Annotated in this window: 23 protein-coding genes and 1 other annotated feature; of the genes, 13 read left to right on the top strand and 10 right to left on the bottom strand. The window is 51.7% G+C overall.

Features of this window, described 5'->3' with window-relative positions:
- The first annotated feature begins 2 nt into the window (after positions 1–2).
- The 11 genes from AC1RKC_RS05745 (at position 3) to gnd (ending at position 15,866) form a co-directional block, all read left to right on the top strand.
- Positions 3–1,382: a TolC family outer membrane protein gene (locus tag AC1RKC_RS05745; protein ID WP_044549370.1), complete on the top strand. Its 1,380-nt coding sequence runs from the start codon at positions 3–5 to the stop codon at positions 1,380–1,382.
- Positions 1,383–1,688: 306 nt separating this feature from the next.
- Positions 1,689–3,113 (top strand): mannose-1-phosphate guanylyltransferase/mannose-6-phosphate isomerase, encoded by a 1,425-nt coding sequence (locus AC1RKC_RS05740; RefSeq protein ID WP_197820430.1) that lies wholly within the window; start codon positions 1,689–1,691, stop codon positions 3,111–3,113.
- 15 nt (positions 3,114–3,128) lie between these two features.
- Positions 3,129–4,496: a phosphomannomutase CpsG gene (cpsG, locus tag AC1RKC_RS05735; RefSeq protein ID WP_261135132.1), complete on the top strand. Its 1,368-nt coding sequence runs from the start codon at positions 3,129–3,131 to the stop codon at positions 4,494–4,496.
- A 280-nt stretch (positions 4,497–4,776) separates the two neighbouring features.
- On the top strand, positions 4,777–5,796 hold the full coding sequence (galE, locus tag AC1RKC_RS05730) for a UDP-glucose 4-epimerase GalE (protein WP_129940191.1): 1,020 nt from the start codon (positions 4,777–4,779) through the stop codon (positions 5,794–5,796).
- 359 nt (positions 5,797–6,155) lie between these two features.
- Positions 6,156–6,689: a dTDP-4-dehydrorhamnose 3,5-epimerase gene (rfbC, locus tag AC1RKC_RS05725; protein WP_129940192.1), complete on the top strand. Its 534-nt coding sequence runs from the start codon at positions 6,156–6,158 to the stop codon at positions 6,687–6,689.
- Positions 6,689–7,552: a dTDP-4-dehydrorhamnose reductase gene (rfbD, locus tag AC1RKC_RS05720; protein ID WP_129940193.1), complete on the top strand. Its 864-nt coding sequence runs from the start codon at positions 6,689–6,691 to the stop codon at positions 7,550–7,552. The genes rfbC and rfbD overlap by 1 nt, the downstream gene beginning before the upstream one ends.
- 169 nt (positions 7,553–7,721) lie before the next feature.
- A complete protein-coding gene (locus tag AC1RKC_RS05715; RefSeq protein WP_129940194.1) occupies positions 7,722–8,564 on the top strand; it encodes a glycosyltransferase in 843 nt (280 codons plus the stop codon).
- Between the two features lie 124 nt (positions 8,565–8,688).
- Positions 8,689–9,522, top strand: coding sequence for an ABC transporter permease (locus AC1RKC_RS05710; protein WP_129940195.1), 834 nt, complete (start codon positions 8,689–8,691; stop codon positions 9,520–9,522).
- Positions 9,512–10,828 (top strand): ABC transporter ATP-binding protein, encoded by a 1,317-nt coding sequence (locus tag AC1RKC_RS05705; protein WP_129940196.1) that lies wholly within the window; start codon positions 9,512–9,514, stop codon positions 10,826–10,828. The genes AC1RKC_RS05710 and AC1RKC_RS05705 overlap by 11 nt, the downstream gene beginning before the upstream one ends.
- An 8-nt stretch (positions 10,829–10,836) precedes the next feature.
- On the top strand, positions 10,837–14,256 hold the full coding sequence (locus tag AC1RKC_RS05700) for a GT99 family glycosyltransferase N-terminal domain-containing protein (protein ID WP_129940197.1): 3,420 nt from the start codon (positions 10,837–10,839) through the stop codon (positions 14,254–14,256).
- Positions 14,257–14,459: 203 nt separating this feature from the next.
- The gene (gene gnd / locus AC1RKC_RS05695; protein ID WP_020826040.1) at positions 14,460–15,866 is read left to right on the top strand and encodes an NADP-dependent phosphogluconate dehydrogenase; all 1,407 of its coding nucleotides are present in this window, start codon (positions 14,460–14,462) and stop codon (positions 15,864–15,866) included.
- A gap of 74 nt (positions 15,867–15,940) precedes the next feature.
- Here gnd and hisIE read toward each other — a convergent pair whose 3' ends face one another.
- The 9 genes from hisIE to hisL form a co-directional block, all read right to left on the bottom strand.
- Positions 15,941–16,555 carry a bifunctional phosphoribosyl-AMP cyclohydrolase/phosphoribosyl-ATP diphosphatase HisIE gene (gene hisIE / locus AC1RKC_RS05690; RefSeq protein ID WP_261448794.1) on the bottom strand — a complete coding sequence of 205 codons (615 nt, stop codon included), beginning with the start codon at positions 16,553–16,555 and terminating at the stop codon, positions 15,941–15,943.
- Positions 16,549–17,325, bottom strand: a complete 777-nt coding sequence (gene hisF / locus AC1RKC_RS05685) for an imidazole glycerol phosphate synthase subunit HisF (RefSeq protein ID WP_261448792.1) — start codon at positions 17,323–17,325, stop codon at positions 16,549–16,551. Before hisF ends, hisIE begins: the two co-directional genes overlap by 7 nt.
- Positions 17,307–18,044 carry a 1-(5-phosphoribosyl)-5-[(5-phosphoribosylamino)methylideneamino]imidazole-4-carboxamide isomerase gene (hisA, locus tag AC1RKC_RS05680; protein ID WP_020826043.1) on the bottom strand — a complete coding sequence of 246 codons (738 nt, stop codon included), beginning with the start codon at positions 18,042–18,044 and terminating at the stop codon, positions 17,307–17,309. The genes hisF and hisA overlap by 19 nt, the downstream gene beginning before the upstream one ends.
- Positions 18,045–18,049: 5 nt before the next feature.
- Positions 18,050–18,640, bottom strand: coding sequence for an imidazole glycerol phosphate synthase subunit HisH (gene hisH, locus AC1RKC_RS05675; protein WP_046374040.1), 591 nt, complete (start codon positions 18,638–18,640; stop codon positions 18,050–18,052).
- Positions 18,640–19,707 (bottom strand): bifunctional histidinol-phosphatase/imidazoleglycerol-phosphate dehydratase HisB, encoded by a 1,068-nt coding sequence (gene hisB, locus AC1RKC_RS05670; RefSeq protein ID WP_128864053.1) that lies wholly within the window; start codon positions 19,705–19,707, stop codon positions 18,640–18,642. The genes hisH and hisB overlap by 1 nt, the downstream gene beginning before the upstream one ends.
- Positions 19,704–20,792, bottom strand: a complete 1,089-nt coding sequence (gene hisC / locus AC1RKC_RS05665) for a histidinol-phosphate transaminase (RefSeq protein WP_493091919.1) — start codon at positions 20,790–20,792, stop codon at positions 19,704–19,706. The genes hisB and hisC overlap by 4 nt, the downstream gene beginning before the upstream one ends.
- Positions 20,789–22,096 (bottom strand): histidinol dehydrogenase, encoded by a 1,308-nt coding sequence (gene hisD / locus AC1RKC_RS05660; protein ID WP_122077964.1) that lies wholly within the window; start codon positions 22,094–22,096, stop codon positions 20,789–20,791. Before hisD ends, hisC begins: the two co-directional genes overlap by 4 nt.
- Positions 22,097–22,100: 4 nt before the next feature.
- Positions 22,101–23,000, bottom strand: a complete 900-nt coding sequence (gene hisG, locus AC1RKC_RS05655) for an ATP phosphoribosyltransferase (RefSeq protein WP_041414374.1) — start codon at positions 22,998–23,000, stop codon at positions 22,101–22,103.
- A 195-nt stretch (positions 23,001–23,195) separates the two neighbouring features.
- Positions 23,196–23,322: a sequence feature (His leader region), on the bottom strand.
- Positions 23,298–23,345: a his operon leader peptide gene (hisL, locus tag AC1RKC_RS05650; RefSeq protein ID WP_101495319.1), complete on the bottom strand. Its 48-nt coding sequence runs from the start codon at positions 23,343–23,345 to the stop codon at positions 23,298–23,300. It overlaps the preceding feature by 25 nt.
- A gap of 229 nt (positions 23,346–23,574) precedes the next feature.
- Here hisL and AC1RKC_RS05645 point away from each other — a divergent pair, with 229 nt between their 5' ends.
- The gene (locus tag AC1RKC_RS05645) at positions 23,575–24,399 is read left to right on the top strand and encodes an SDR family oxidoreductase (RefSeq protein ID WP_020826049.1); all 825 of its coding nucleotides are present in this window, start codon (positions 23,575–23,577) and stop codon (positions 24,397–24,399) included.
- On the opposite strand, the gene AC1RKC_RS05640 is transcribed toward AC1RKC_RS05645, so the two are convergent.
- The gene (locus tag AC1RKC_RS05640) at positions 24,392–25,333 is read right to left on the bottom strand and encodes a LysR family transcriptional regulator (protein ID WP_020826050.1); all 942 of its coding nucleotides are present in this window, start codon (positions 25,331–25,333) and stop codon (positions 24,392–24,394) included. The genes AC1RKC_RS05645 and AC1RKC_RS05640 overlap by 8 nt on opposite strands.
- Positions 25,334–25,579: 246 nt before the next feature.
- Here AC1RKC_RS05640 and speB point away from each other — a divergent pair, with 246 nt between their 5' ends.
- On the top strand, positions 25,580–26,512 hold the full coding sequence (gene speB / locus AC1RKC_RS05635) for an agmatinase (protein ID WP_128864056.1): 933 nt from the start codon (positions 25,580–25,582) through the stop codon (positions 26,510–26,512).
- Positions 26,513–26,517: the final 5 nt, after the last annotated feature.

Raw genomic sequence — 26,517 nt, 5'->3', positions numbered from 1 at the left:
TTTTGATTCAATTTAAACGACAGGTTGCTGGCCTTGCTATCAGTACCCTCTTGTTTGCGATATCTGCGCCGGTTCATTCGATAGGGATTCTAGACGCATATTCGCTGGCACTTGAAAAAGATCCGACCTTTCGGGCGGCTATAAAAGAAAAAGAAGCGGGGGATGAAAACGAAAACATCGGCAGGGCGGGGCTGCTGCCGAAGGTGTCGGCCAATTACCAGAATTCACCGCGTAACTGGCAGACGCAAAAGTATCCGGCGAGTGACATTTTTGGCAACAGCCTTGGTGAGGCGACCAAACGACAACAGTATCGCAGCCATTCCAGTTCGATAACGCTGACGCAACCGTTGTTCGATTACGAAGCTTATGCGCGTTACAAGGCCGGTGTGGCGCAAACGCTGATGTCAGATGAGCGTTACCGCAGTAAGTATCTTGATCTGGCCGTGCGGGTAATCTCCGCCTATGTTGAAGTGGCTTACTCCAAAGACCAGATCGCGCTGGCCTCAGCGCAAAAGGCGGCTTACAAAGAGCAATTGGCGCTAAACGATCGCTTAATGAGCGCGGGTGAAGGCACCATTACCGACGTTTCAGAGACCCAGGCGCGCTACAGTCTGGCAGAGGCGCAGGAAATTGAGGCACGTGATGCTCTGGATGCGGCACAACGCGAGCTGGAGGTGATTATTGGCGTACCGCTCGATCAACTGGATGAGCTACAGGTACTGCGCCCCGGTAAATTCCAGGTGGCGCCGTTAATCCCTTCCAAATTTGAAGAGTGGCAAAAAATTGCCCTGGAGAATAACCCGATGTTGGCTGCCTCGCGCCATGGCGTTGATGCCGCCAAGTATGAAGTGGAGAGAAACCGCGCGGGCTTCATGCCGCAGGTTCAGCTCTATGCTTCGCATTCGGAAAATGACTCCAGCAGTGATAACACTGTTAACCAAAAATACCGCACTGACAGTATCGGCGTGCAGGTGAGCGTGCCGATCTATGCCGGCGGTGGGGTGTCCGCATCGACTCGCCAGGCGGCATCACGCTATGGGCAGGCGATGTATGAAATGGATGCACAAGTCGGTACCACGCTTAACGATCTGCGTAAGCAGTTCAATCTTTGCATCAGTAGTCGCGCAAAATTAGCGGCGTATGAACTGGCGGTAAAATCTGCGACAACGCAGGTAACGGCCACCCGCCAGAGCGTGTTGGCAGGGCAGCGCGTCAACGTCGATGTGCTGAATGCCGAGCAACAACTTTACAGCGCGCAGCGAGACTTGGCTTCGGCCAAGTATACCTACATAAAGTCCTGGATCACCCTGTTGAGCGACTCTGGAACGCTTGACGAAAAGGACGTGAAACGAGTGGCGCAGTATTTCTCTATGAATCGCTGACCGGGTAGGGATAAATGGTTCAAATACTCACCATGAGTATTTGTCTGAAAGAGCAGCCTCAAGCTGCTCTTTTTTGTCTCAATACGTTATGTTAGCAACCAGTGGTGCTTCTGCCTCGCCTGTAAAACTGTACTTTTCGCTATAAATCATTGTGTGTAGATCTATGGGCAGATATTGGCATAGGCAGGGGTTTTTTAACATACATGTAACTTATGTATGTAATTGTATGACTTTTATAATACTGGGTTGGCTGGCGCTACGCCGCACTCTCGTTTATAAGACAGACGACTGAGTTAAGGGTTAATAATGTCAAAACTAATTCCTGTGGTTATGGCCGGCGGTACTGGCAGCCGGTTGTGGCCACTGTCGCGCGAATCATTCCCCAAACAGTTTCTCTCCATTGATGACAGTGGGTTCAGTTTGCTGCAGCAAACTTTGCAGCGTTTATCTGGACTGGAGGGCGTCGAAGTCGCCGCGCCTTTAGTCATCTGCAATGAAAATCATCGTTTCCTGGTCGCAGAACAGCTGCGTGAAATCGATCAACTTGCAACAAACATCATTTTAGAGCCTGTTGGACGCAATACTGCACCAGCTGTTGCATTGGCAGCACATCTGGCCGCAGAAGAAGACGAAGACAGTATGCTCTTGGTACTGGCCGCAGATCATTTGATTACAAAGGTGGAAAATTTTCACGCGGCAATAAAAACGGCAATTATGCATGCCACAGAAAACAACTTGGTGACTTTCGGTATTATTCCTGGGCATCCAGAAACGGGCTACGGCTATATCAAACGCGGCAGTGCACTTTCCAGCGAATGCTTCAAAGTCGACGCTTTTGTAGAAAAACCTTGTCTGGAAAAAGCCGTTGAATATCTTGCCAGTGGTGAGTTTAGTTGGAACAGCGGCATGTTCATGTTTAAAACTGCCAAATTCCTGCAAGAGCTGCAACAGTTCAGCCCTGAAATATTCAGTACAACACAACAATCTGTGGTCGACAGCCAGCGTGATATGAATTTTATCCGTGTTGATCAAGAAATATTTAAGCATTGCCCTAGTGACTCCATCGATTATGCGGTGATGGAAAAAACACGTGATGCAGTGGTGATCCCCATAGATGCTGGCTGGAGCGATGTAGGTTCATGGACATCTCTGTGGGACGTGTCAGAAAAGGATGCTCTCGGCAATGTTAACGTCGGTGAGATTATCTCCATTGATTCCAGTAATAACTACATCTCATCTGATGGCGCGCTAGTTGCTACTATCGGGCTGGATGACCTTATCGTGATCAATACCAATGATGCGTTGTTGATTTCGACTAAGGATCGCGTTCAGGACGTTAAGAAAGTGGTTGATGAGCTAAAAAAACGCAACCTTCATCACTTTCGCCAGCACTCCTCTGCTTATCGCCCATGGGGCAAGATCTGTGATATCGACAACGGCGAACATTTCCAGGTCAAAAAAATCATTGTTCGCCCTGGTGAGGGATTGTCAGTACAGCGTCATCTTCATCGCGCAGAGCACTGGGTCGTCGTTAGCGGTACGGCAAAGGTGAATGTTGAAGATAAAGAATTCTTCTTATCAGAGAACCAGTCTACATTCATCCCTGCTGGCAGTGTCCACACCCTGGAGAACCCTGGGAAAATCGATCTTGAAATCATTGAGGTTCGATCAGGATTTTACCTGGAAGAAGATGACATTGAGCGTTTACATGATCGGTACGGCCGAGTTTAATTAAAGGATTTGGTGATGGAAAAGTTAGCCTGTTTTAAAGCTTATGATGTGCGCGGCAAGTTGGGTGAGGAGCTGAATGATGATATCGCCTATCGTATTGGGCGCGCGTATGGCGAGTTCCTGAAGCCGAAGACCATTGTTCTCGGCAGCGATGTACGCCTGACCAGCGAAAGCTTGAAGCTGTCTTTGGCAAAGGGCCTACAGGATGCCGGCACCGACGTTATCGATATTGGTATGACCGGCACCGAAGAGGTCTATTTTGCCACTTCCCATCTTAAAGCAGATGGCGGTGTGGAAGTGACCGCAAGCCATAACCCGATCGACTACAACGGAATGAAGCTGGTGCGTGAGGGGTCGCGCCCTATCAGCGGCGATACCGGTTTGCGCGCAATCCAGGAACTGGCGGAGAAAAACCAATTCCCTGAGCCTGCAGCTACTCGTGGCAGCTATGTTCGTCAGGATGTGTTGGCAGATTATGTCAAACATGTGCTTTCCTATGTCGATGTTGCAAACTTTAAGCCGCTGAAGTTGGTTATCAACTCTGGTAACGGTGCTGCCGGGCATGTGATCGATGCCATTGAAGCCTCTCTCAAAGCTTTGAACGTTCCGTTGGAGTTTATCAAGGTTCATCATCAGCCGGACGGTACCTTCCCGAATGGTATCCCTAATCCGTTATTGCCAGAATGTCGTGCAGATACTGCCAATGCCGTGCGTGAGCATGGTGCAGATATGGGGATTGCCTTCGACGGCGATTTTGACCGTTGCTTCCTCTTTGACGAAAAAGGCGACTTCATTGAAGGATATTATATTGTTGGCCTTCTGGCAGAAGCTTTCCTGCAAAAACAACCAGGCGCAAAAATCATTCATGATCCACGCTTGAGCTGGAACACCATCGATGTGGTGAGCGAAGCGGGCGGGATACCGGTGATGTCAAAAACCGGGCATGCTTTTATTAAGGAACGCATGCGTGCGGAAGACGCTATTTATGGTGGAGAAATGAGCGCGCACCATTATTTCCGCGATTTCGCCTATTGTGACAGCGGTATGATCCCGTGGTTGCTGGTGGCTGAATTGGTCTGTGTTAAAGGGCAAACCCTGGGGCAACTGGTGCAGGACCGCATTGCGGCTTACCCTTCATCCGGGGAGATCAATATCAAACTGGCACAGCCGGCTGCATCAATTGACAGCGTCAAGCAACATTATCTGGCGCAGGCTGGTGAAGTGGATTACACCGATGGCATCAGCATGGAGTTTGGCGATTGGCGTTTTAACCTGCGCTCGTCCAACACCGAGCCGGTAGTTCGTCTCAATGTTGAATCACGTGCAGACGTGGCTCTCATGAAAGAGATGACTAATGAGATATTAGCGATGTTGTCTCGTTAGTTTTACCGTGATGGTGATGTATCAGAACAGGGCTGCGTTTCGCAGCCCTGTTTGTTAAATGAGTTCGATAAGCGGGAGCTGTAATCAATAATACGGGCTCAATAATGGGCGTTGCTATCGGGCACATATGATTTATTCTAAAGACAATGACGTCGATGGCGGTTACTGTCAGCGCTTTGCTGTCTTGCCCATTTTTAGACTGGAACCCCCAAGGCTCTCGGGCTGAGAAAGTCATAAAGTTTAAGTCGTTAGCGCTTCAGGCGCGCATAAGGAGTTGTGAATGGCAATTTTAGTTACCGGTGGCGCCGGTTATATTGGTTCTCATACGGTATTAGCCTTACTGGAACGCGGTGAGGAAGTGATTGTGCTGGATAATCTGTCGAACTCGTCAGAAGAATCACTGCATCGCGTCGAACAGTTAACGGGCAGGGCGGCTACTTTTTATCAGGGAGATGTCCAAAATGGCGACTCCCTGCGTAGCATATTCGATGCGCATGATATCTCTGCCGTCATCCACTTCGCGGGATTGAAGGCGGTGGGGGAGTCGACTCGCAAGCCACTGGAATATTATCAAAACAACGTTTCCGGTACGTTGGTGCTGCTAGAGGAAATGCGTCGTGCCGGAGTAACTAAATTTATCTTCAGCTCTTCAGCTACGGTCTATGGCACGCCGGAACATGTCCCGTTGCTTGAAACTTCCCGTGTTGGCGGAACCACAAACCCATACGGAACGTCGAAATTGATGGCAGAGCAGATGCTGCAAGACTTCGCGAAGGCGGAACCTCAATTTTCAATTACTGCGCTGCGTTACTTCAATCCCGTCGGTGCCCATGAGTCTGGCATGATTGGTGAAGATCCTAACGGTATTCCTAATAATTTGTTGCCTTATATTTCTCAGGTGGCGATCGGTAAACTGGAAAAATTGTCCGTTTATGGTGATGACTACCCAACGCCTGATGGTACCGGTGTGCGTGATTATATCCATGTAATGGATTTGGCTGAAGGCCACCTCAAGGCAATCGAGCATATTGACGATCAAAAAGGCTTTACCGTCTACAATTTGGGGACCGGTATCGGTTACTCAGTGTTAGAAATGCTGCATGCATTTGAGAATGCTTCAGGGTGCTCGGTGAACTATCAGATCGTGCCGCGCCGTGACGGGGATATAGCCGAATGTTGGTCTGCTCCTGAATTGGCGGCTGAAAAGCTGGGATGGAAAGCGAAACGTAATCTGGACACTATGATGCGTGATGCCTGGAATTGGCAAAAAAACAACCCTGAAGGCTACCAACGTCATTAATGTTTTCGCTCAGCGGGAACGCTTTGCGAGTGAGCACAACTGACGAACAATAATTGTTCTTTTTGAGCTGATGTTAATAGCCAGTAACAAGCAAAAAACCTCACTCTGCCTGCCAGCTAGGATGCTGGTGGGCAACATTAATTGTGACTATTTTTTGTGGTTTAGTGTCGGATATTTTGATTAATTGTGCTAACCTCGCGTACCTCGTCTAGCGTGCTTCGTTGAACTTTTCATACTTCAATATTGTTTAGTGTGTATTAAGAAAGTGATTGCATGGGTAGTATAGACTGGCGCTGTGGCGCATGTTCAGAAGACAGTTGTTGGTCTCTGAGGTAGAGTTTTTGCTAGTAGGTTATCTAATGAAAGTGATTGATACACCAGTCGTAGGTGTGAAACTTATCGAGCCAAAGGTTTTCGGTGACCGCCGAGGCTTTTTCGTCGAAACTTTTCAAAAAAGTCGGTATCAGGAATTGCTGAATATCGATGTTGATTTTGTGCAGGATAATCATTCCCGCTCCTCAAAAGGCGTGTTACGTGGCCTGCATTTTCAGCGCGTAAATCCCCAAGGGAAACTCGTCAGAGTTGTCCGTGGCGAAGTCTATGATGTTGTTGTTGACATTAGGGTTGACTCACCGACGTTCAAAAAGTGGGTGGGGGTTTACCTATCAGAAGATAATCAAAACCAACTTTGGGTCCCGCCTGGTCTTGCACATGGTTTTTTGGTGATTTCAGATATTGCTGATTTTGAATACAAATGTACTGAGTATTATGATCCCGGCAGCGAAGCCTGTCTATTATGGAATGACCCTGAGATCGGGATTGATTGGCCGACCGGTGAACCTCTGCTGTCGCCAAAGGATCTGCAAGGAAAACTACTTAGAGAGCTTTTTTGATGCGTGTACTTTTGACAGGTTCAGCGGGGCAATTAGGGCGCTGTTTCAGCGATAGACTACCATCTGGGTGGACCTTGATGGCCTCCGATAGCTTGCAGCTTGATATCACAGATCCTGAGGCTATTGCGAAAGCTGTAACGGAGTTTGCACCCGATGCCATTGTCAATGCTGCTGCCTATACTGCAGTTGATAAAGCCGAGTCTGAGCCCGAGTTGGCGAAAGCTATCAATTCAGATGGTCCAAGTTATCTTGCTTCGGCTGCCGCATTGCTGAATATTCCTTTTGTGCATGTATCTACCGACTATGTATTCGATGGCTGCGCTAGCGAACCTTACAGTGAAGCTACGCCCTGTTCGCCAAAGAACGTCTATGGTAAAACTAAACTTGACGGTGAAGTTGCTGCGCTGAAGGCCAATCCCAAAACGATCGTTATAAGAACGGCTTGGGTTTTCAGTGAGTATGGAAATAACTTTGTTAAGACTATGCTACGAGTGGGAACGCAAAGAGATGAGCTGGGTGTAGTGGACGATCAATTTGGTAGCCCGACCTACGCGGGCGATATCGCTGATACCATTATCGCTATGTTGCAATCTCCTGGTGCATACGGGGTTTATCATTTTTGCGGCGATTCGGCCGTTTCCTGGTGCGACTTTGCACGGGAAATATTTAAGATTGCTAATGAGACTACTCTTTATCCGCACCGGGTCACAATCAAGCCTATTACCACACAAGAATACCCGACACCTGCATCCAGGCCAGCTTACTCAATTCTAAGTACTGATAAGATCTGTGCCATGAATCTTAAGCCAAGTCCCTGGCGTCGGCAGCTAAGAATTGTTGTCAGTAAGCTATTGTCTCAGTAATGAGATTTTGTTGAGCGAAATGAAAGGGGATAATGTTATCCCCTTTGATGTTTTTGCTGGGTGGCTATGATTTTTCATACTGCAGTGATGAATGATAAGCTTAGCAATGACCAGAATTTCGTAACACGATTTTATTAAAAAAATTATGGTTCTAGGAACTTCATACGGCATGTCTTCAGAACAAAAACGATACCAAATTGTTGCCTCAATCGTTTTGTATAACCACAGCTACGCTCAACTGGAAGATACCTTGTTGTCACTGCTTAGCGAAGCCTGTGTTGAAAAGATTGTCTTGGTCGATAACGGAGGTTCAGACTGGGCAGCCTCCTTAGATAACCCTCGGATCAGCTACATTGCGGCTGATGCCAACAGAGGGTTTGGTTATGGCCACAACCTTGCTATGAAACGCTACCTGGATGAGTGCGATTACTTTTTGATCTGCAATCCTGATATCAGTTTTGAGCCTGGGGCGCTTGAACGTCTCTATCATTTTGCCCGAGATGGAAAGCATCGGTTTGTCTCTCCCCGTATCCACTATAGCGATGGGCGCTTCCAGTTTAGCTGCCGCCTGTTGCCTACACCGTCAAACTTGTTCTTGCGCCGATTTTTCCCTCAATGGGGGGCAAAGTTGGATATCAAATATGAAATACAACGTGCTGATTATACTAAATCTTTTTCAGTTCCGTCGGTTTCAGGCTGTTTTATGCTTCTAGAATCAATGCTATTGAAGCGCCTTGAGGGGTTTGATGAAAGGTATTTCATGTATCTGGAGGACGTGGATCTTTGTCGCCGGGCATTGTCAATGACCGATATCATCTATTTCCCAGGGGCCACGATTATTCATGTGTTTGGTAAGGGATCTTACAAGAACTTGAATTTATTCATTTATCATATGAAATCCGTAGTGTTGTACTTCAACAAGTGGGGATGGTTTTATGATCCGCTAAGGTCTAAGGCAAATCAAAAATGCTTAAAAACGATCCCCATGACTTGGTCTGATAAGTCGCAGTAGAATGACTGACTATCAGAAAGACCGGCTTTATGAGTTTAATTACATCTAAGGTGTTGATTATGTTTGTTATGACTGGGTGCGATTTTGGAGCACAGAGCGTTGTCATGATGGTGAGGTGGGGGCAATGAGCAATCCACATAAAATGCAGCCTTTATCTCCATTGGCTCTGATTCGCAATATATGGGGATTCAAGTCGCTTATCCTGCAAATGACCAAACGTGAGGTTGTAGGGCGTTACAAAGGGTCAACCATGGGCTTAGCATGGTCCTTCCTCAATCCACTGTTTATGTTGATCGTTTACACGTTTGTTTTTTCAGTGGTTTTTAAGGCCCGTTGGTCCGTTGGTGGCGATGAAAGCCGGACGCAGTTTGCGGTCATCTTATTCGTTGGCATGATTGTGCACGGTTTTTTTGCTGAAGTAGTCAACAGAGCCCCCCAGATTATCTTGGGCAATACCAATTATGTGAAGAAAGTCGTTTTTCCTTTGGAAACGCTACCGGTGATTGGGCTTTGTGCTGCACTGTTCCATACCATGATCAGTTTGGTGGTATTGCTGTGCGCGTTCTTTTTGTTTAATGGTTTCCTGCATTGGACAATTATTTTCCTGCCATTGGTTTTTCTGCCTTTAGTCATTTTTTGTCTGGGATTAGCTTGGATATTAGCGTCGTTAGGCGTTTTCATCCGTGACGTAGGGCAAACCACGGTAATCATTACAACGGTAATGATGTTCCTGTCTCCGGTATTTTTCCCTATCACGGCGTTACCGGAGAAGTATCGCGTATGGATTATGCTCAATCCTTTAACATTTATTATTGAGCAGTCACGCAATGTGTTGATTTGGGGACGCTTACCAGAATGGCATGGCCTGGTTATTTACACATTGGCGGCAGCGTTGGTTGCGTGGCTCGGCTTTGTCTTCTTCCAGAAAACCAGAAAGGGATTTGCTGATGTCCTCTAATGAAATTGCCATTGAAGTGAATGGATTAAGTAAATGCTATCAGATTTATGATCGCCCTCGTGATCGTCTGAAACAGTTTTTTGCTCCTAAACTGCAACGAGTGGCACGTCGAGAATCTCGTCGCTATTTCCGCGAGTTCTGGGCGTTACGGGATGTCACATTCTCAATAAAAAAAGGTGAGACGGTAGGTATTATCGGCCGAAATGGTGCAGGCAAATCTACGCTATTGCAGATGATCTGCGGCACTTTAACCCCGACACAGGGCGAAATACAGGTTAATGGACGTATTGCCGCACTGCTTGAGTTAGGTGCTGGGTTTAATCCCGAGTTTACTGGGCGTGATAATGTTTATCTGAACGGTTCTGTACTTGGTTTTTCGCGCGAGCAAATCGATGCTCGTTTCCAAGAAATCACTGATTTTGCAGATATTGGCGAGTTTATCGATCAGCCAGTCAAAACCTATTCAAGCGGTATGTATATTCGCCTGGCTTTTGCTGTTCAAGCCTGCGTGGAACCGGAAATTCTGATCGTAGATGAAGCATTAGCCGTAGGTGATATTGGTTTCCAGTATAAATGCTATAAACGTATGGAAGCCTTACGAGCCAAAGGTGTAACGATCATCATGGTAACCCATTCTACCGGAAGCATTCTGGAATATGCTGATCGCTGCCTGGTGATGAATAATGGCGAATTGGTCGGGGATACCTATGACGTGCTGGCCGCTGTACTAGCCTACGAAAAAGGGATGCTACTCTCACAGGCGGTTAAACGTGAAAATACAGGGAAGATCTCTTCGTCGGTGGTGATAGATCAATCCTCCTTGCAAAATCTGCAACAGGAACAGACCAATACTGAAGTAGGTGAGAAACGTTTTGGTAGCGCCAGAGCGATTATTCAGCATCTTGAAGTGATTAAGTCAGATGGCACCTCCCTTTCGGATAAGCCTTTAGTGCGCTCTGGCGATGAACTGCTTTTGGACTTTACGATCCTGGCGTCTGAAGAAATCCGTGACGTTGCCCTGGGAGTGTCAATATCGAAAGCGCAGGGCGGGGACATTTGGGGAGATAGCAATATTGGCGCCGGGAAACCTTTGGTACTCAAAGCTGGTGAACAACACGTGATTTACAAAGTAAAACTACCGATTAACTCCGGTGACTATTTAGTGCATTGCGGCCTTGCCTCATTGCAAGGCGGTAATCGTGAGGAATTGGATCAGCGCAGACCAATGATGAGATTGAAATTTTGGTCTTCTCGTGAACTAGGGGGAGTGGTGTATGCCCCTATTAGCGTGATAAGCGAGGAGTAAATAGATTCATGTTTGCGACATTCTTACCGCCTTATCCGTTCAGGGGAGTAAAAGCTCCTTACCTGTGGATCTTTTATCGGCTGCTAAGTTCTTTAAAAGAGCGCTCATTGTTCATAACCGGCGAAGACTACTTATTGCCGCCCGACGAATGGAGTGCGACTGGCCGTTGGGAGTTTGATATTCCCACCATGAACAACCTGGGATACAGCATCCCATCAACAGAATTGCTGGCTAGTCATGATTATTATTATCTGAACGACAGTGTGTTTGAGAAGCTATTGGCTTCCTGTAATCACAATCCGATTCTGGCGTTCAAGAAAATGCTGACTCAACGTATTCCTGAGTTGGAAAATGAGTTGCTTGACTATCTGAGCCGGTATGAGTCTGGAAAGATTGAGGGCATATTATCGATTTGTAATTGCCCTTCACTGGAGGCTGTAGCTGAGTCTCTGGCGATACCCGTGTTGCACTTTGAAGTTGGCCCGCTGCGCGCACCTACTTATTTTAGCACGGGGTATTTAGATTTTACCGGCGTGAATGGTCATACTGAAGCTGAGAAACGTTACCTGGATGTTCGAGAGCAGTGCCAGGTTGATGTCTCTATATCAGAGCTACACCGCTATTTCTTACGTGTGCCTTTCGTGGATGAGCAACAGGCTGATGCTGATCTGGGGATCGTATTGCAGGTAGAAGATGACTCAAATCTTATCGCTTACGGTAATGACTTTGATAACTTGACACTGCTATCGTACGCACGGACACAAAAACCGCAGCAGAAGTTATTGATTCGAACGCATCCTGGTAGTCAGTTCCAAATTAAGGATGGCGATTATGAAATTGATAGCTCTGTCAGTAGCCTCGCCTTTGTTCAACGCTGCCGTCACATTTTGACGATTAATTCCAGTGTTGGCTTAGAAGGGGTATTGACGGAAACTCCGACGACGGTAATTGGTGATAGTTCATACAAGTACGTTACATTGGCGGAAGATGAGCAAGAAAAAGCTAATCGCTTAGCATTTTATCTGTTCTCATACTTAGTGCCATTCGACTTGCTTTTCGATATTGACTACCTGCGTTTTCGCCTGTCACGGCCGGATGAGAAGGCGATCGTAGGGTGTCATATTGATTTTTATTCTACTGAGAAGGAAGGGTTGCTGAAAATGCAGGGGTTAACTCTGGGCGAGTTGCTGTCAAAGCAGGTGAAGCAAGAGAATGAGAAACAGAGTGAGTTGCAGCAGAAAATTTCTGATGCGGAACATCACCTGGTGACAGAGATTGAAGAAAAGCAAAAGATGCTTACTTCCATGCAGGAGCAATTGCTGTTGTTGCAGGAAAACATGCGCTGTCAGGCTGAGGAGAATATCACTCTGCAAGAATCGCTGATCAAACAACGTGAACAGCAGATCCTCACGCACCAGATGCTGGAAAATGCAGAAAAAGAAGGCCAGCATTTACGCAGCGCTGAGAGCGAGTCACTTAGAATCCAAGTGGAAAAATTAAATAAACAGCTTAGTGAAACTCACTCGGAAATGATCAATATACGCCGGAGCCTGTCATGGCGTCTGACAGTGCCAGTGCGGATGTTGGGACGTGCCGTTCGCGGTGAGTTTGGCGTGATTAAAGATATAACCCGCCATTATATGCGGCAGCATGCTGCCGCAAAACCTACATCGTTGGTTGGGAAAAGTTGGCAGGCGTTTCGCGCTCATCCGCACCCTTATCGTGCTTTGTGGCGTAAATCAAAAGTGGCGGGAAAATTGCTGGTCACGGGGCGTTTTGGAGAACTGCGTGGCAGCCTGCAGCGTGTGGCGAGGAATACCGCAAATACCCCGATGCCTATGGTAAATATTGATACTGACCATATCGTTATTTTGACGACACGGCATACGCTGTTCGTTGCCCATCTACTTGAAAAAACACTCAAAGAAGTAGGCCGCGGTGTCACCATAATCGAAGCTTATTCTGCCGAAGCGGACAGCGGGCAATTGCATATTGTTATCTGTCCACAAATCTTCGCTGAATTACCGCAGAATTTCGTTGCTTTCCAGATGGAACAATCCATTAACCCTCGTTGGTTTACACCGGAATATTTTGCAACTCTTGAACGCGCAATGGCGATATTTGATTACTCTTTAACCAATATCAACTATCTGCTGGAGCACGGCATTCCTTATCAGAAGCTGTTCTACTTACCCATTGCTTCCTATGCTGATTACGATGTGCAGTTGAAACAGAAGGGGCATCAGCTAGAGGGGGTAGAGAAGCCGATCGACATCTTGTTCTATGGTGACACCAATTGCGAGCGTCGCCGCCATTACCTCGAGCAATTGGGCCAGCGCTTTAATGTCCACATTGCTTCGGGCGTATTCGGTGATGATTTAACCCGGTTGGTTAAAAGCGCCAAGTTGGTGATAAATTTACACTATTATGAAAATGCACTGCTTGAAACCACTCGTATCTATGAGGTGTTATCGCTGGGGACGCCAATTGTCAGTGAAGAAAGTGTCGATATCGCAGAACACACTCATCTTATTGATATAATTGATTTTTCTCCTATTGGCGATATTGAGGCGATGGCGGAAAAAATCGAGCGTCTCCTGAATGAATCGGAATACTACGCCAACCGCAAGAAAGTTATAGCTGCCTTTACGCACAGCGATAATATGTTTGATGCTTATTTCAAACGATACCTGCTGGCGAATGATTTAATCGACTTCGCGACCTATAAAAATGGCGTTGATTTTATCCCTAAGGTTAAGGCGGATATTCCAAAGCTTTGCTTGTCTCTAACCGAAACACCGGTGCGTAAACAAGACTTCTTGAGCAAACCGACTCATGGCTTCAAGGTAATTGAAGGTGTGCGACATCGTATTGGGTGGATTGGATGCGGTATGAGTTACAAGTATATGCTGTCCGTGCTCGCCGATCGCAATACCGAAATCGCAATGATCTGTGAAGATGATGCCTTGTTCCCGGAAGATTTCGACATCAAACTTGAAAAGATTGTCGCTTACCTGGAAAAGAGCAACTGGGACTGGCATATTTTCTCCGGCATTATTGCGCATTTGAATGAAGACACCGAGATTTTGGCCGTAGAGGAAGTGGATGGCATCGAATATATTTACATTAACCGTATGACCAGTACGGTAATGAATATTTATTCACGCCGTGGCATTGAAGCCGTCAGCCATTGGGATGAAAGCAATGTCGATGCGCAAACCAATACGATAGATCGTTATCTGGAGTCGGTGCCAAATCTGGTTGTGGTCACTACACTGCCATTCCAGGTCGGCCATGCGGAAGATCAAACCTCGACATTGTGGGGATTTGTTAACACGCAATACCTGGATATGATCAGTGAAAGTGAGCGCTTGCTGCAGGAAAAAGTCGATGCCTTTAAGGCAGCGAAAACGCTTCAACCATCGTAACAGAGAACTGTGTTGACAACTTTAATAGCGGCCCCCTTTGGTGGGCCGTTTTTTTCTCTTTACTGAACAGTATTTCCTCATTATGTGACCTATCGCACCAATCACTACCCACGCAGCAGCTTCCTGAGTTAACATGTGTGCCACATCACAAAACCTGTTGGCCACAGTTGTTAACAGGGTCATCCTCAGACAGGAGTTCTTCAATGTCCAAGCAACAAATCGGCGTTGTCGGCATGGCGGTAATGGGCCGCAATCTGGCACTGAACATCGAAAGCCGTGGTTACACCGTTTCGATCTTTAACCGTTCAGGCGATAAAACTGATGAAGTTATTGCCGAGAATCCAGGTAAAAACCTGGTGCCGCACTACACCGTCGAAGAGTTCGTTGAATCGCTGGAAAAACCACGCCGCATCTTGCTGATGGTGAAAGCGGGTGAAGCGACTGACAAGACCATTGCTTCCCTGACTCCGCACCTGGATAAAGGTGACATTCTGATCGACGGTGGCAACACCTACTATCAGGACACCATCCGTCGTAACCGCGAACTGTCTGATCAAGGCTTCAACTTCATCGGTACCGGTGTTTCCGGTGGTGAAGAGGGCGCGCTGAAAGGGCCTTCAATCATGCCTGGCGGCCAGAAAGAAGCTTACGAGCTGGTGGCGCCAATCCTGGAGAAAATCGCTGCGGTAGCGGAAGGTGAGCCTTGCGTGACCTACATCGGTGCTGATGGCGCCGGTCACTATGTGAAGATGGTGCACAACGGCATCGAATACGGCGACATGCAGCTGATCGCAGAAGCCTATTCCCTGTTGAAGCAGGCGCTGAACCTGAGCAATGAAGAACTGGCTGACACCTTTGCCGAGTGGAACAAAGGCGAACTGAACAGCTACCTGATCGACATCACAAAAGATATCTTCACCAAGAAAGATGAAGAAGGTAAATACCTGGTTGATGTGATCCTGGACGAAGCTGCCAACAAAGGCACCGGCAAATGGACCAGCCAGAGCTCTCTGGATCTGGGCGAGCCGCTGTCGCTGATCACCGAGTCGGTATTCGCACGTTACCTGTCCTCACTGAAAGACCAGCGCGTTGCCGCATCTAAAGTGTTGACCGGTCCTAAAGTGACGCCAGTCAGCGGTGACAAAGCCGAATTCGTCGAGAAAGTGCGCCGCGCGCTGTACCTGGGCAAAATCGTTTCCTATGCGCAGGGCTTCTCTCAGTTGAAAGCGGCTTCCAAAGAAAACAACTGGGATCTGCACTACGGCGACATTGCCAAGATCTTCCGCGCCGGCTGCATCATCCGTGCACAGTTCTTGCAGAAAATCACCGACGCTTATGCACAGGACGCGGATATCGCTAACCTGTTGCTGGCACCTTACTTCAAGCAGATTGCTGACGAATATCAGCAGGCGCTGCGTGACGTGGTGTCTTACGCGGTGCAAAACGGCATCCCTACGCCGACCTTCTCTGCGGCAATCTCCTACTACGACAGCTACCGTTCAGCGGTTCTGCCTGCCAACCTGATCCAGGCGCAGCGTGACTACTTCGGTGCTCACACCTACAAACGTATCGACAAAGAAGGCGTGTTCCATACCGAATGGATGGAATAATCCCAACGTTTGAAGCATAAAAAAAGCCGCCGAGGTTAACGCCCGGCGGCTTTTTTATTGCCTGCAAAGCAAGACTATTTCTGGTGGCGTTCGCGCAGCCGGCCAATCACCTTGCTCAAATCCAGATCCTGATCCTGCAATAGCACCAGCAGGTGATAAATCAGATCGGAGGCCTCGTTGGTCAGCTCTTCGCGATCGTTCACCGTCGCGGCCAATGCGGTTTCCACGCCTTCTTCACCGACTTTCTGTGCGATGCGCTTGGTGCCGCTGGCGTACAGGCTGGCGGTGTAAGAGCTGTCGGGGCTGGCGTTTTTGCGTTCCGCCAGCAGTTGCTCCAACTGATACAGAAAACCCCAATCGCTGGCGGCCGGGTGGAAGCAGCTGGTATTGCCCAAGTGGCAGGTCGGGCCAATCGGATTGACCAAAATCAACAGCGTGTCGTTATCACAGTCTGGGGTGATGCTCACTACGTTGAGGAAGTTGCCAGAGCTTTCGCCCTTGGTCCACAGGCGCTGCTTGGTACGAGAGAAGAAGGTGACCTTGCCGCTTTGTTCGGTAGCGGTCAGCGCTTCCTGGTTCATGTAGCCGAGCATCAGCACTTCGCCGGAAACGGCATGCTGCACAATCGCCGGCAGCAGGTTGTCAGTTTTTTCCCAGTCGAGCTGGCTTCTTTGTTGTTCTGTTAACACAGGCGGATCTCCACACCTTGGGCGGCCAGGAACTTTTTCAGTTCGCCGATATTAATGATTTGCTTGTGGAACACCGACGCGGCCAGGGCGCCGTCAACGTCCGCATCACGGAACGCTTCCAGAAAGTGTTCCATGGTGCCCGCGCCGCCGGAGGCAATCAGGGGCACCTTGCATACCTCACGGACCTTCCTCAGCTGTTCCAGATCGTAACCGTTGCGTACGCCATCCTGGTTCATCATGTTCAACACAATCTCGCCGGCACCGCGTTTTTGCACTTCTTTAACCCAATCCAAGGTTTCCCATTGAGTGACGCGGGTGCGGCTTTCGTCGCCGGTGTATTGGTTAACGTGATACTTGCCGGTTGAGGCTTCGAACCAGGTATCAATACCCACCACGATGCACTGTACGCCAAAGCGATCTGCCAGACGGCTGATCAGAGCGGGGTCGGCCAGCGCCGGAGAGTTGATGGAAATCTTGTCGGCGCCAAAAGAGAGGATCTGGCTGGCATCTTCCGGGCTTTTGATCCCACCGGCGACGCAGAAGGGGATATCAATCACTTCCGCCACCCGTGACACCCAGCTTTTGTCCACTACACGGCCATCGCTTGAGGCGGTGATATCGTAGAACACCAGTTCGTCCGCACCTTCCTGCGCATAACGTTGCGCCAGCGGCACGATGTCACCGATGATTTCATGGTTGCGGAACTGCACGCCTTTCACTACTTGCCCGTCTTTGACATCCAGGCACGGGATTATCCGTTTTGCCAGCATGCGATTGCCTCCTCAACGCTAAACTTACCTTCCAACAGGGCACGCCCCACAATGACACCTTTAACGCCACTGCCACGCAGTTGGGCGATATCGTCCAGGTTGCCGATGCCGCCGGATGCCTGGAAGTCAATCTGCGGATAGCGTTGGCTGATTTCCTGGTACAGCGCTACGTTGGAGCCAGCCAGCGTACCATCGCGGGAAATATCGGTGCACAGCACGTGCTTGAGGCCGTAGGGCAGGAACTGTTCCACCACCTGTTCCAAAGTGGCGTCTGAATTTTCTTGCCAGCCGCTGATCGCCACGCGCTTGGTGCCGTCGGCGTCGATACGCACGTCCAGCGCCAGCACCATGGCCTCTGCGCCATAGCGCTCAAACCAGCCCTGCACCAACTGCGGTTGTTTCACTGCGGTGGAGCCGATGACCACGCGGGTCGCACCGGCTTCCAGCAGTGCCGAAACGTCCTGCTCATTGCGAATGCCGCCGCCAACCTGTACCGGCACGTTAACCCCGGCGAGCAGTTGGCGCAGCAGCGGGATCTGGCGTGCAGCAGGATCTTTGGCCCCGGTCAGATCGACCAGATGCAATACCTGTGCACCCTGTTGTTGATAGTCCTGCAGGCGTGAGCGCGGATCGTTACCGTAGTCGCGCTGTTGGCCGTAATCACCCTGATGCAAACGCACCACGTTGCCGTCGATCAAATCCAAAGCTGGAATAATCATGCTGCCTACATCTCCAGAAAGTTTTTCAACAGTTGCGCACCGGCTGCTCCAGAACGTTCTGGATGAAACTGCACGCCGAAGAAGTTGTCTTTTTGCACGGCGGCGGTGAAGGGCTCGCCGTAGTTCGCCTGGGCGATGGTGCTTGGGCATATCGGCATCGCATAGCTGTGAACGAAGTAGAAGTAGGCACCGTCTTCAATGCCACGGAACAGATGGTGGCCGGCTTGTGCCGACACCTGGTTCCAGCCCATGTGCGGCAGCGGCAGACCGAAGTCGGTCATCTGGGTGACCGGCGTCTCGATAATGCCCAGCGTGTCGATACCGCCATTCTCTTCGCTGCTTTTTGCCAGCAACTGCATACCGAGGCAAATACCCAGCACCGGCTGAGTGCAGGCTTTGATCAAATCGATCAACTCGCGTTGCTTCAACTGATCCATGGCCGCCTGCGCTGTGCCGACGCCCGGCAGGAAAAGCTTATCGGCGCGCAACACGATCTCCGGGTCACGGCTTACCTGAGGCTGATAACCCAGTCGCTGCACCGCGTAGGTGACAGAAGACAGGTTGGCGCAGCCGGTGTCTAAAATCACCACGTTCATCACAGCACTCCTTTCGAGCTCGGGAGGGTATTGCCCTCAACGCGGATCGCCTGGCGTAGCGTACGGCCAAACACTTTGAACAGGCTTTCGACGCGGTGATGGTCGTTTTTGCCTTTGGTTTTCAGGTGAAGCGTGCAACCCATGGTGTAAGACAGCGAGCGGAAGAAGTGTTCGACCATTTCGGTGCTCAGATCGCCGACGCGTTGATAGTTAAATTCAGCCTTGTATTCCAGGTGCGGACGGCCGGAGATATCCAGCGCGCAGCGCGCCAGGCACTCGTCCATTGGCAGCACAAAGCCGAAACGTGCGATGCCGCGTTTGTCGCCCAATGCCTTGTTCAGGGCTTCGCCCAGCGCCAGACCGGTGTCTTCTACCGTGTGGTGATCGTCGATATATAGATCGCCCTTAACATTGATGTCCATGCGGAAGCCGCCGTGGGTGGCGATCTGATCCAACATGTGATCGAAGAAACCCACGCCGGTTTTGATCTTGCTGCCGCCTTCGCGATCCAGCCAGACGTTGACGTCGATCTGGGTTTCTTTGGTGGCGCGGTTAACCTGCGCATGACGATCGCGCTGGGTCAGTTGGCGGGTGATCTCTTTCCAGCCCAGGGTATCGCGCTGATAGCGCAAGCCCTGAATGCCCATGTTTTCCGCCAGTTGAACGTCGGTGGGGCGATCGCCGATCACGTAGCTGTGAGCGGTATCCATCACGCCGGGCTCCAGATAGCCTTTGACCAGCGCGGTTTTGGGTTTGCGGCAATCGCAGTTGTCCGCCGGCAGGTGTGGGCAGATCAGGATATCTTCGAAGTGAATGCCCTGGGAGCTGAGGATCTGCATCATCAGGCCGTGCGGCGGATCGAAGGTTTCCTGCGGAAAACTGGCGGTACCCAGGCCATCCTGATTGGTGATCATCACCAGTTGGTAACCTGACTGCTGCAATTCAAGCAGGCAAGGAATGACGTCCGGCTCCAGCGCCAGCTTGTCCAGGCGATCAACCTGGAAGTCTTCTGGGGGTTCAGCAATCAGCGTGCCGTCACGGTCAATAAAGAGGAATTTCTGGCTCACATTGGCTCCTGGCGAGTCTCGGTTGCACCGGGCAGGGCAGACAGCGCGTCAACCACGCGCTGGCATTCGTCACGGGTGCCGATGGTGATGCGCAGGCAGCCGGACAACCCAGGTTGTTTATTTTGGTCTCTTAAGATAATGCCCTGATCCCATAAGGTTTTAAACACATTACTGGAAGCAGTGAAACGAGCCAGCAGGTAATTGCTGTCGCTGGCGAAAACCTGCTCAACGCAAGCGCAGTTTTGCAGCGCCTGCTGCAGCCAACTGCGGTTGGCGGCAATATCGGTAACGCGCTGACGCATCACGCGGATCCCCTCGGTGCTGAGCGCCTGTGCAGCGATATCGGCGACCGGAGTAGACAGCGGATAAGGTGCGATCACCTTCAGCAGCAGGGCGATCAAGTCCTCGTTGGCCAGAGTAAAACCACAGCGCAGGCCAGCCAGCGCGAAGGCTTTTGACAGAGTGCGCAGGACAGCCAGGTGCGGATAGTCGCTCAGCCAGGCGGCCACGCTGGCCTGCGGGCAGAATTCGATATAGGCCTCATCAACCGCGACGATCGCCTTGCCTTTGGCCATTTCCAGCAGGGTGCGCAGATCGTTGGGATCGATCAGATTACCGGTTGGGTTGTTTGGGCTGCAGACGTATATCAGTTTCACGTTATCCAGGCTGTCGGCGATGGCAGCTAAATCCAATTGCCAGTCCTTTTTGGCCGCCACGGTGCGACGCTCCACGCCAAAGGTTTCAGCGCTGACGGCGTACATGCCGTAAGTCGGCGGGCAGAGCAGGATGGCGTCTTTGCCCGGCTCGCAGAAGGCGCGGATCAGCAGTTCAATGCCTTCGTCCGCCCCACGACTGACCAGCACCTGTTCCTTTTTAACCCCGGCGTAATCGGCGTAGCGCTCGATCACCCGTGCCGGCTGGCACTCCGGATAGCGGTTAAAGGTTTGAGCGGTCAGTTGGAATTCCGGGGCGATCGGGTATTCGTTGGCGTTCAGCCACACATCGCCATTGCCCCCCAGGCGGCGAGCCGATTGATACGGGGTCAGCTCGCGAACGTTGGCGCGCGCCAGGTTTTCAATGCTCATGCTTGCTCCTTCAGTGCGGCAACGCGCAGGGTGACGGCGTTTTTGTGGGCAATCAACTGCTCGGCGGCAGCCAGGGTTTCAATGGTGGCGGCCAGGTTCATAAAGCCTTGCGGCGTCAGTTCCTGCACCGTCATGCGTTTTTGGAAATCCGCCAGGCCCAGGCTGGAACAGGTCGCGGTATACCCGTAGGTCGGCAATACGTGGTTGGTGCCGGACGCATAGTCACCGGCGGACTCTGGCGACCAGTCACCGAGAAATACCGAACCGGCGCTGGTGATGCTGTCGACCAGGGCGCGGGCATCGCGGGTCTGAATGATCAGGTGTTCCGGGCCATACTGATTGCTGATCGCCACGCACTCGGCCAGATCTTTGGCGACGATCAGTCGGCTACTGGCCAGCGCCTGACGAGCGGTTTCGGCGCGAGGCAGTTGCGCCAGTTGCTGTTCGACCGCTTCGGCTACCGCCTGTGCCATAACGGCGTCCGGCGTCAGCAGAATCACCTGCGAGTCTGGGCCGTGCTCCGCCTGCGACAACAAATCAGAGGCGACAAACGCCGGCGTCGCACCGGCATCGGCAATCACCAACACCTCGGAAGGACCGGCCGGCATATCGATCGCTGCGCCGTCCAACCGTTGGTTGATTTGGCGCTTGGCTTCGGTGACAAAGGCATTGCCCGGCCCGAAGATCTTCGCCACGCGCGGTACGGAGTCGGTGCCGAATGCCATAGCGGCAATCGCCTGTGCGCCGCCAACCTGAAACACTTCCTTTACCCCGCACAGCTGCGCGGCATAGAGAATTTCATCGGCAATCGGCGGCGGTGAGCACAACACCACGCGGCGGCAACCGGCGATACGTGCCGGCGTCGCCAGCATCAGTACGGTAGAAAACAGCGGCGCGGAGCCACCGGGAATATACAGCCCGACCGAGTCGATCGGGCGGGTGACCTGTTGGCAACGCACGCCCGGCTGGGTTTCCACATCCACCGGCGGCAGCTTTTGTGCATTGTGGAAGGTTTCGACGTTAGCGACCGCGACTGCCATCGCCTGTTTTATATCATCACCCAGACGAGCGCTGGCGGCGGCGATCTGGTCGGCGGTGATGCGCAGCGCGCCAACCTCGGTTTTATCAAATTTGGCGCTGTAATCGCGCAGCGCCTGGTCACCGTTGGCCTTCACGTTGTCGAGGATCTCGCTCACCGTGCGGGTGATGCTGTCTTCGGCTGCGATCGCCGGGCGCATCAACAGTGCCGCGCGCTGTTCGGCGCTGCAACCTGCCCAATTGACCGGAGTATTGAAAGTCGACATGGCGTTACTCCATCATCTTCTCAATTGGTAACACCAGAATCGAACTGGCACCGAGCGCTTTCAGCTTTTCCATGGTTTCCCAGAACAGGGTTTCACTGCTGACCATGTGCATTGCCACGCGATTTTGCGCACCGGCCAGTGGCAGTATGGTTGGGCGTTCCGCGCCCGGCAGCAGCGCAACGATTTCGTCGAGGCGCTCGCTCGGCGCGTGCAGCATGATGTACTTGGATTCGCGTGCCTGGATCACGCCCTGAATACGGGTCATCAGGCGGTCGATCAATTGCTGTTTGGCTTCCGGCATTTCGCCGTCACGTTGGATTAGGCAGGCTTTCGAGCGGTAAATCACTTCCACTTCGCGCAGGCCGTTGGCTTCCAGCGTGGCACCGGTGGAGACCAGGTCACAGATGGCGTCGGCCAGACCGGCACGCGGTGCCACTTCCACCGAACCGTTCAACAGGCAGGATTTGAAGCGCACGCCTTGTTTATCGAGGTATTGTTTCAGCAGGTGCGGATAAGAGGTGGCGATGCGGGCGTCTTGCAGGCTTTGCGGGCCGGTGTATTCCGTGTCGAGCGAGGTAGCCAACGACAGACGGCAACCGCCGAAGTCCAGGCGACGCAGGGTGAAGTAACGGGGATCTTCGCCCTGAGCGCGGCGGGTGAGCAGCTCTTCTTCCAGCACGTTCTCACCGATAATCCCCAGATCGACCACGCCGTCCATCACCAGCCCTGGGATATCGTCATCACGGACGCGCAGGATATCAATCGGCATATTCTCCGCGAAGGCAATCAGGCGCTGTTGCTGCAGGTTGATTTTAATGCCGCAGCGCGCCAGTAACTCCTGGGATTCATCACTCAGGCGGCCTGACTTCTGCATTGCTATCCGTAAACGTGTTTTGTCCAGCATGGTAACCTCTGTTTAATCTGTAATTTTATACCCGTCATACTTCAAGTGGCTTGGGTGTTGGCTGCCTTCATTCACTCCAGTCACTTACTTGAGTAAGCTCCTGGGGATTCACTCAGTTGCCGCCTACAAGCAACTCGAATTATTTGGGATATTTGAATTTATTTTAAAAATTATTTTTTCTGTCTGTCCGGAGCCAAAAAAAAACCCTCGGAAGAAATCTTCCGAGGGCTCTCTCTTGCATTCTGCGCGCCACTGGAAGATTAAAAAACCGTCTTCCAGCACACATCGCCTGAAAGACTAGTCAGGATGATGGTGATGATGGTGGCTGAACTGAATGCGTGTCATGGTGTTTTCTCTGTATAAAGTCGCTACAAACTCAATTGCTAATTAACCTAAACTATCCGCCGTCTGTCACGCAACCCTTTTTTACGGTCATAAATTTAATTTATTGAAACAGGTTGAGTTATTAGCTGGACGCGACTTTACCTAAGCTTAAACTGGGTGGATTGTATCACTTCACGCAGTGGCGTAGCCTTAATGGGTAAAGCGCTGCGATCTTCAGGAGAGGAAGGTGATGAAAAAGGTAGCCATTATTGGTCTGGGCTGGCTGGGCATGCCGTTGGCCCTGTCGCTGATGAGCCGTGGGTTTGACGTCGTTGGCAGTAAAACGACGCCGGATGGCGTTGAGGCCGCGCGGATGAGCGGCATTGAATGTTATCAGTTGGAAATGACGCCGGAGCTGATTTGCGAACCCGAGGATCTGGAGTCTTTGCTGCGCGTTGATGCGCTGGTGGTGACATTGCCTGCGCGCCGCACTGTCGAGGGCAGCGAGAACTACTTCAATGCGGTACGCATGCTGGTGGACAGCGCGATGGCTTTTGGCGTACCGCGTATTCTGTTTACCAGTTCGACTTCGGTATACGGTGAAACTACCGGCACGGTACGCGAGGATTCGCCGCTGCAGCCGGTTTCGCCTTCGGGGCGAGTGCTGGTGGAACTGGAGCGTTGGCTGCATGAACTGCCGAACACGTCGGTGGATATCTTGCGGTTGGCGGGACTGGTGGGTGTGGATCGTCACCCCGGTCGTTTCCTGGCCGGCAAAGTCGACGTCAAAGGCGGTTCGCAAGGGGTGAATCTGGTGCATCAGGACGATGTGATCGCCGCGATTCAACTGTTGCTGAAACTGCCGAAAGGCGGTCACGTTTATAACCTTTGCGCCCCGGCCCATCCCACCAAGCGTGAATTTTACCCGGCGCTGGCCGAACAGCTGCATCTGGCCCCGCCGCAATTCGCCATTGAGGCAGAGCAGGGTGGGCGCCTGGTGGACGGTAGCCGCATCTGCAATGAGCTGGGGTTCGAATATCAGTATCCGGATCCGGCGCGCATGCCGGTCAATTAATATCAGTATCTGACCCCGCGCCTGCGGGGTTTTTTGTCTGTGGCGCTCGCGCCAATCCGCTCAAATCCTCTATCAGCGCCAACAAGGCCTCCTTTGGCGCTCCGGGTCGGGTCACCAGGCTCAGGGTTGCCTGGTAGGAGAGCGCCTGCCCGCCTAACTGCCGCAGTGCCCCCTGTTCAACCCAGCGCGCGGCGTAATGGGTCGGCAGGTACCCGAGATATTCGCCGCTGAGCACCAGATGGGCGACCCCCTCCATATGGTGGGCGACGGCACCGAGGTTTAACGGCGCCAACGGGCAGAGCTGCTGCGCCAACAGATAACCTCGCTTGACCCAACGCGCATTTTCAATTTGTTCGCGACCCGGTTGCTCTGCGGTAAACAGCGGATGATCGCTGCTGCAGTAGACCGCCTGCGTTTCGCTTATCCAGGGTTGATACTGCAATGCTTCCAACTGCTGGCCGAAATAACCGATGCCCAAATCGAGCTGCTGATTCAGCAGCCCCTGTTCAATTTCGCCGGGGGCGCAAATTCGGCACTGCAACTGCACGTCCTGATGGCGGCGTTGAAACTGTTTGATAGCACGGCTGAAGGGGTTGCCCGGCAGCGACACCAGATTATCCACCAGCCCGATTTGCAGATCGCCGGTCAGCAGACCGTTCAGCGACTGGCTGACCCGGGTGAAGTCGCGTGCGGCGTTAAACAGCGTGCGGCAGGCGATCAATATGCGCTCCCCTTTGGGCGTCAGCATAAAGCCGGAGCGCCCTCGCTGGCACAGACGAAACCCCAGCCGGGTCTCCAGCGTCGCAAGATGGGTGCTGATGGTCGACTGATTCATCAACAGCGGCTCCTGGGCGGCGCTGACGCCATGGGCCTCCGCGACGGCGACGAACACCCGCAGCAGCCGCAGATCGATGTCGCTTAGATTAGTGAGCATCTTTTCCTCCGCAAAACTTCCCTTGTTAACCGATTGGTAACATCCATGGCGTCACCCTGACGGGCCAAAATCACTCTTTTTATGTCACAGATTACAAATAAAACCAACAGTTCAACGCGTTACAAAACATCGGTGTTTTCAATGCTTACATCACAAAGATGGAATGGTAGACCTGTCGGCCATCGGGGTAGCCTGTATTTGTTATCTAAATGTTGAAATTAAATCATGCCAGAACGAGGAAAACACATGCTTAATCAACCCCAAAGTGGCAACGACATGCCGCGGTTTGCCGGTATCCCTACCATGATGCGCCTGCCCGTTGCCGAAAATGCGCGCGGTCTGGATGCGGCCTTCGTTGGCATTCCTCTTGATATTGGCACTTCAAACCGCAGCGGCACGCGCTATGGGCCTCGGCAGATCCGTCAGGAGTCGGTGATGATCCGCCCGTACAACATGGGTAGCGGCGCTGCCCCTTTCGAACGGTTGCAGGTTGCCGATCTGGGGGATGTCGCCATCAATCCCTACAGTCTGGCGGACAGCGTTCGGCGTATCGAACTGGCCTATAGCGACATTCTGGCCCATGGCTGCATCCCGCTGACGCTGGGAGGCGATCACACGCTGACGTTGCCGATCCTGCGTGCCGCCGCCGGCCGTCATGGCCCGGTCGGTTTAATTCACGTGGATGCGCATTCAGACACCAATGAGGAGATGTTTGGCGAGCAACTGGCGCACGGCACCACTTTCCGTCGCGCTTTTGAAGAGGGGCTGTTGGCACCCCAGCGGGTTGTGCAGATTGGGCTGCGGGGCAGCGGCTATGAAGCTGCCGATTTCGACTGGTCGCGCCGGCAGGGGTTTCGCGTGGTGCAGGCGGAAGAGTGTTGGTATCGCTCTTTAGCGCCGCTGATGGCCGAAGTGCGCGAGCAGATGGGCAGTGGGCCGGTTTATCTCAGCTTCGATATCGATGGGCTGGATCCGGCGTTTGCTCCGGGTACCGGCACGCCGGAAGTTGGCGGGTTGTCGGTATGGCAGGGCCTGGAAATTGTCCGAGGATGCCGGGGGCTGAATCTGATCGGCGCCGACGTGGTGGAGGTCTCACCGCCTTACGATCGTTCCGGTAATACCGCGCTGCTGGCGGCCAACCTGCTGTTTGAAATGTTATGCGTGCTGCCTGGGCGATAAGACGT

This window comes from Serratia sp. GW822-FHT06E05, assembly GCF_058799445.1.
Note: the sequence above shows the minus strand (reverse complement) of the source record. Positions and strands in the feature narration are given on the sequence as shown.

Coding starts and splice junctions, on each gene's coding strand:
- hisG (WP_041414374.1), bottom strand. CDS start 23,000: ATGCTGGACAAAACACGTTTACGGATAGCAATGCAGAAGTCAGGCCGC.
- rfbD (WP_129940193.1), top strand. CDS start 6,689: ATGCGTGTACTTTTGACAGGTTCAGCGGGGCAATTAGGGCGCTGTTTC.
- AC1RKC_RS05710 (WP_129940195.1), top strand. CDS start 8,689: ATGAGCAATCCACATAAAATGCAGCCTTTATCTCCATTGGCTCTGATT.
- AC1RKC_RS05700 (WP_129940197.1), top strand. CDS start 10,837: ATGTTTGCGACATTCTTACCGCCTTATCCGTTCAGGGGAGTAAAAGCT.
- hisH (WP_046374040.1), bottom strand. CDS start 18,640: ATGAACGTGGTGATTTTAGACACCGGCTGCGCCAACCTGTCTTCTGTC.
- AC1RKC_RS05705 (WP_129940196.1), top strand. CDS start 9,512: ATGTCCTCTAATGAAATTGCCATTGAAGTGAATGGATTAAGTAAATGC.
- cpsG (WP_261135132.1), top strand. CDS start 3,129: ATGGAAAAGTTAGCCTGTTTTAAAGCTTATGATGTGCGCGGCAAGTTG.
- hisC (WP_493091919.1), bottom strand. CDS start 20,792: ATGAGCATTGAAAACCTGGCGCGCGCCAACGTTCGCGAGCTGACCCCG.
- hisD (WP_122077964.1), bottom strand. CDS start 22,096: ATGTCGACTTTCAATACTCCGGTCAATTGGGCAGGTTGCAGCGCCGAA.
- hisA (WP_020826043.1), bottom strand. CDS start 18,044: ATGATTATTCCAGCTTTGGATTTGATCGACGGCAACGTGGTGCGTTTG.
- AC1RKC_RS05640 (WP_020826050.1), bottom strand. CDS start 25,333: ATGCTCACTAATCTAAGCGACATCGATCTGCGGCTGCTGCGGGTGTTC.
- speB (WP_128864056.1), top strand. CDS start 25,580: ATGCTTAATCAACCCCAAAGTGGCAACGACATGCCGCGGTTTGCCGGT.
- AC1RKC_RS05715 (WP_129940194.1), top strand. CDS start 7,722: ATGTCTTCAGAACAAAAACGATACCAAATTGTTGCCTCAATCGTTTTG.
- gnd (WP_020826040.1), top strand. CDS start 14,460: ATGTCCAAGCAACAAATCGGCGTTGTCGGCATGGCGGTAATGGGCCGC.
- hisF (WP_261448792.1), bottom strand. CDS start 17,325: ATGCTGGCAAAACGGATAATCCCGTGCCTGGATGTCAAAGACGGGCAA.
- rfbC (WP_129940192.1), top strand. CDS start 6,156: ATGAAAGTGATTGATACACCAGTCGTAGGTGTGAAACTTATCGAGCCA.
- AC1RKC_RS05645 (WP_020826049.1), top strand. CDS start 23,575: ATGAAAAAGGTAGCCATTATTGGTCTGGGCTGGCTGGGCATGCCGTTG.
- AC1RKC_RS05740 (WP_197820430.1), top strand. CDS start 1,689: ATGTCAAAACTAATTCCTGTGGTTATGGCCGGCGGTACTGGCAGCCGG.
- galE (WP_129940191.1), top strand. CDS start 4,777: ATGGCAATTTTAGTTACCGGTGGCGCCGGTTATATTGGTTCTCATACG.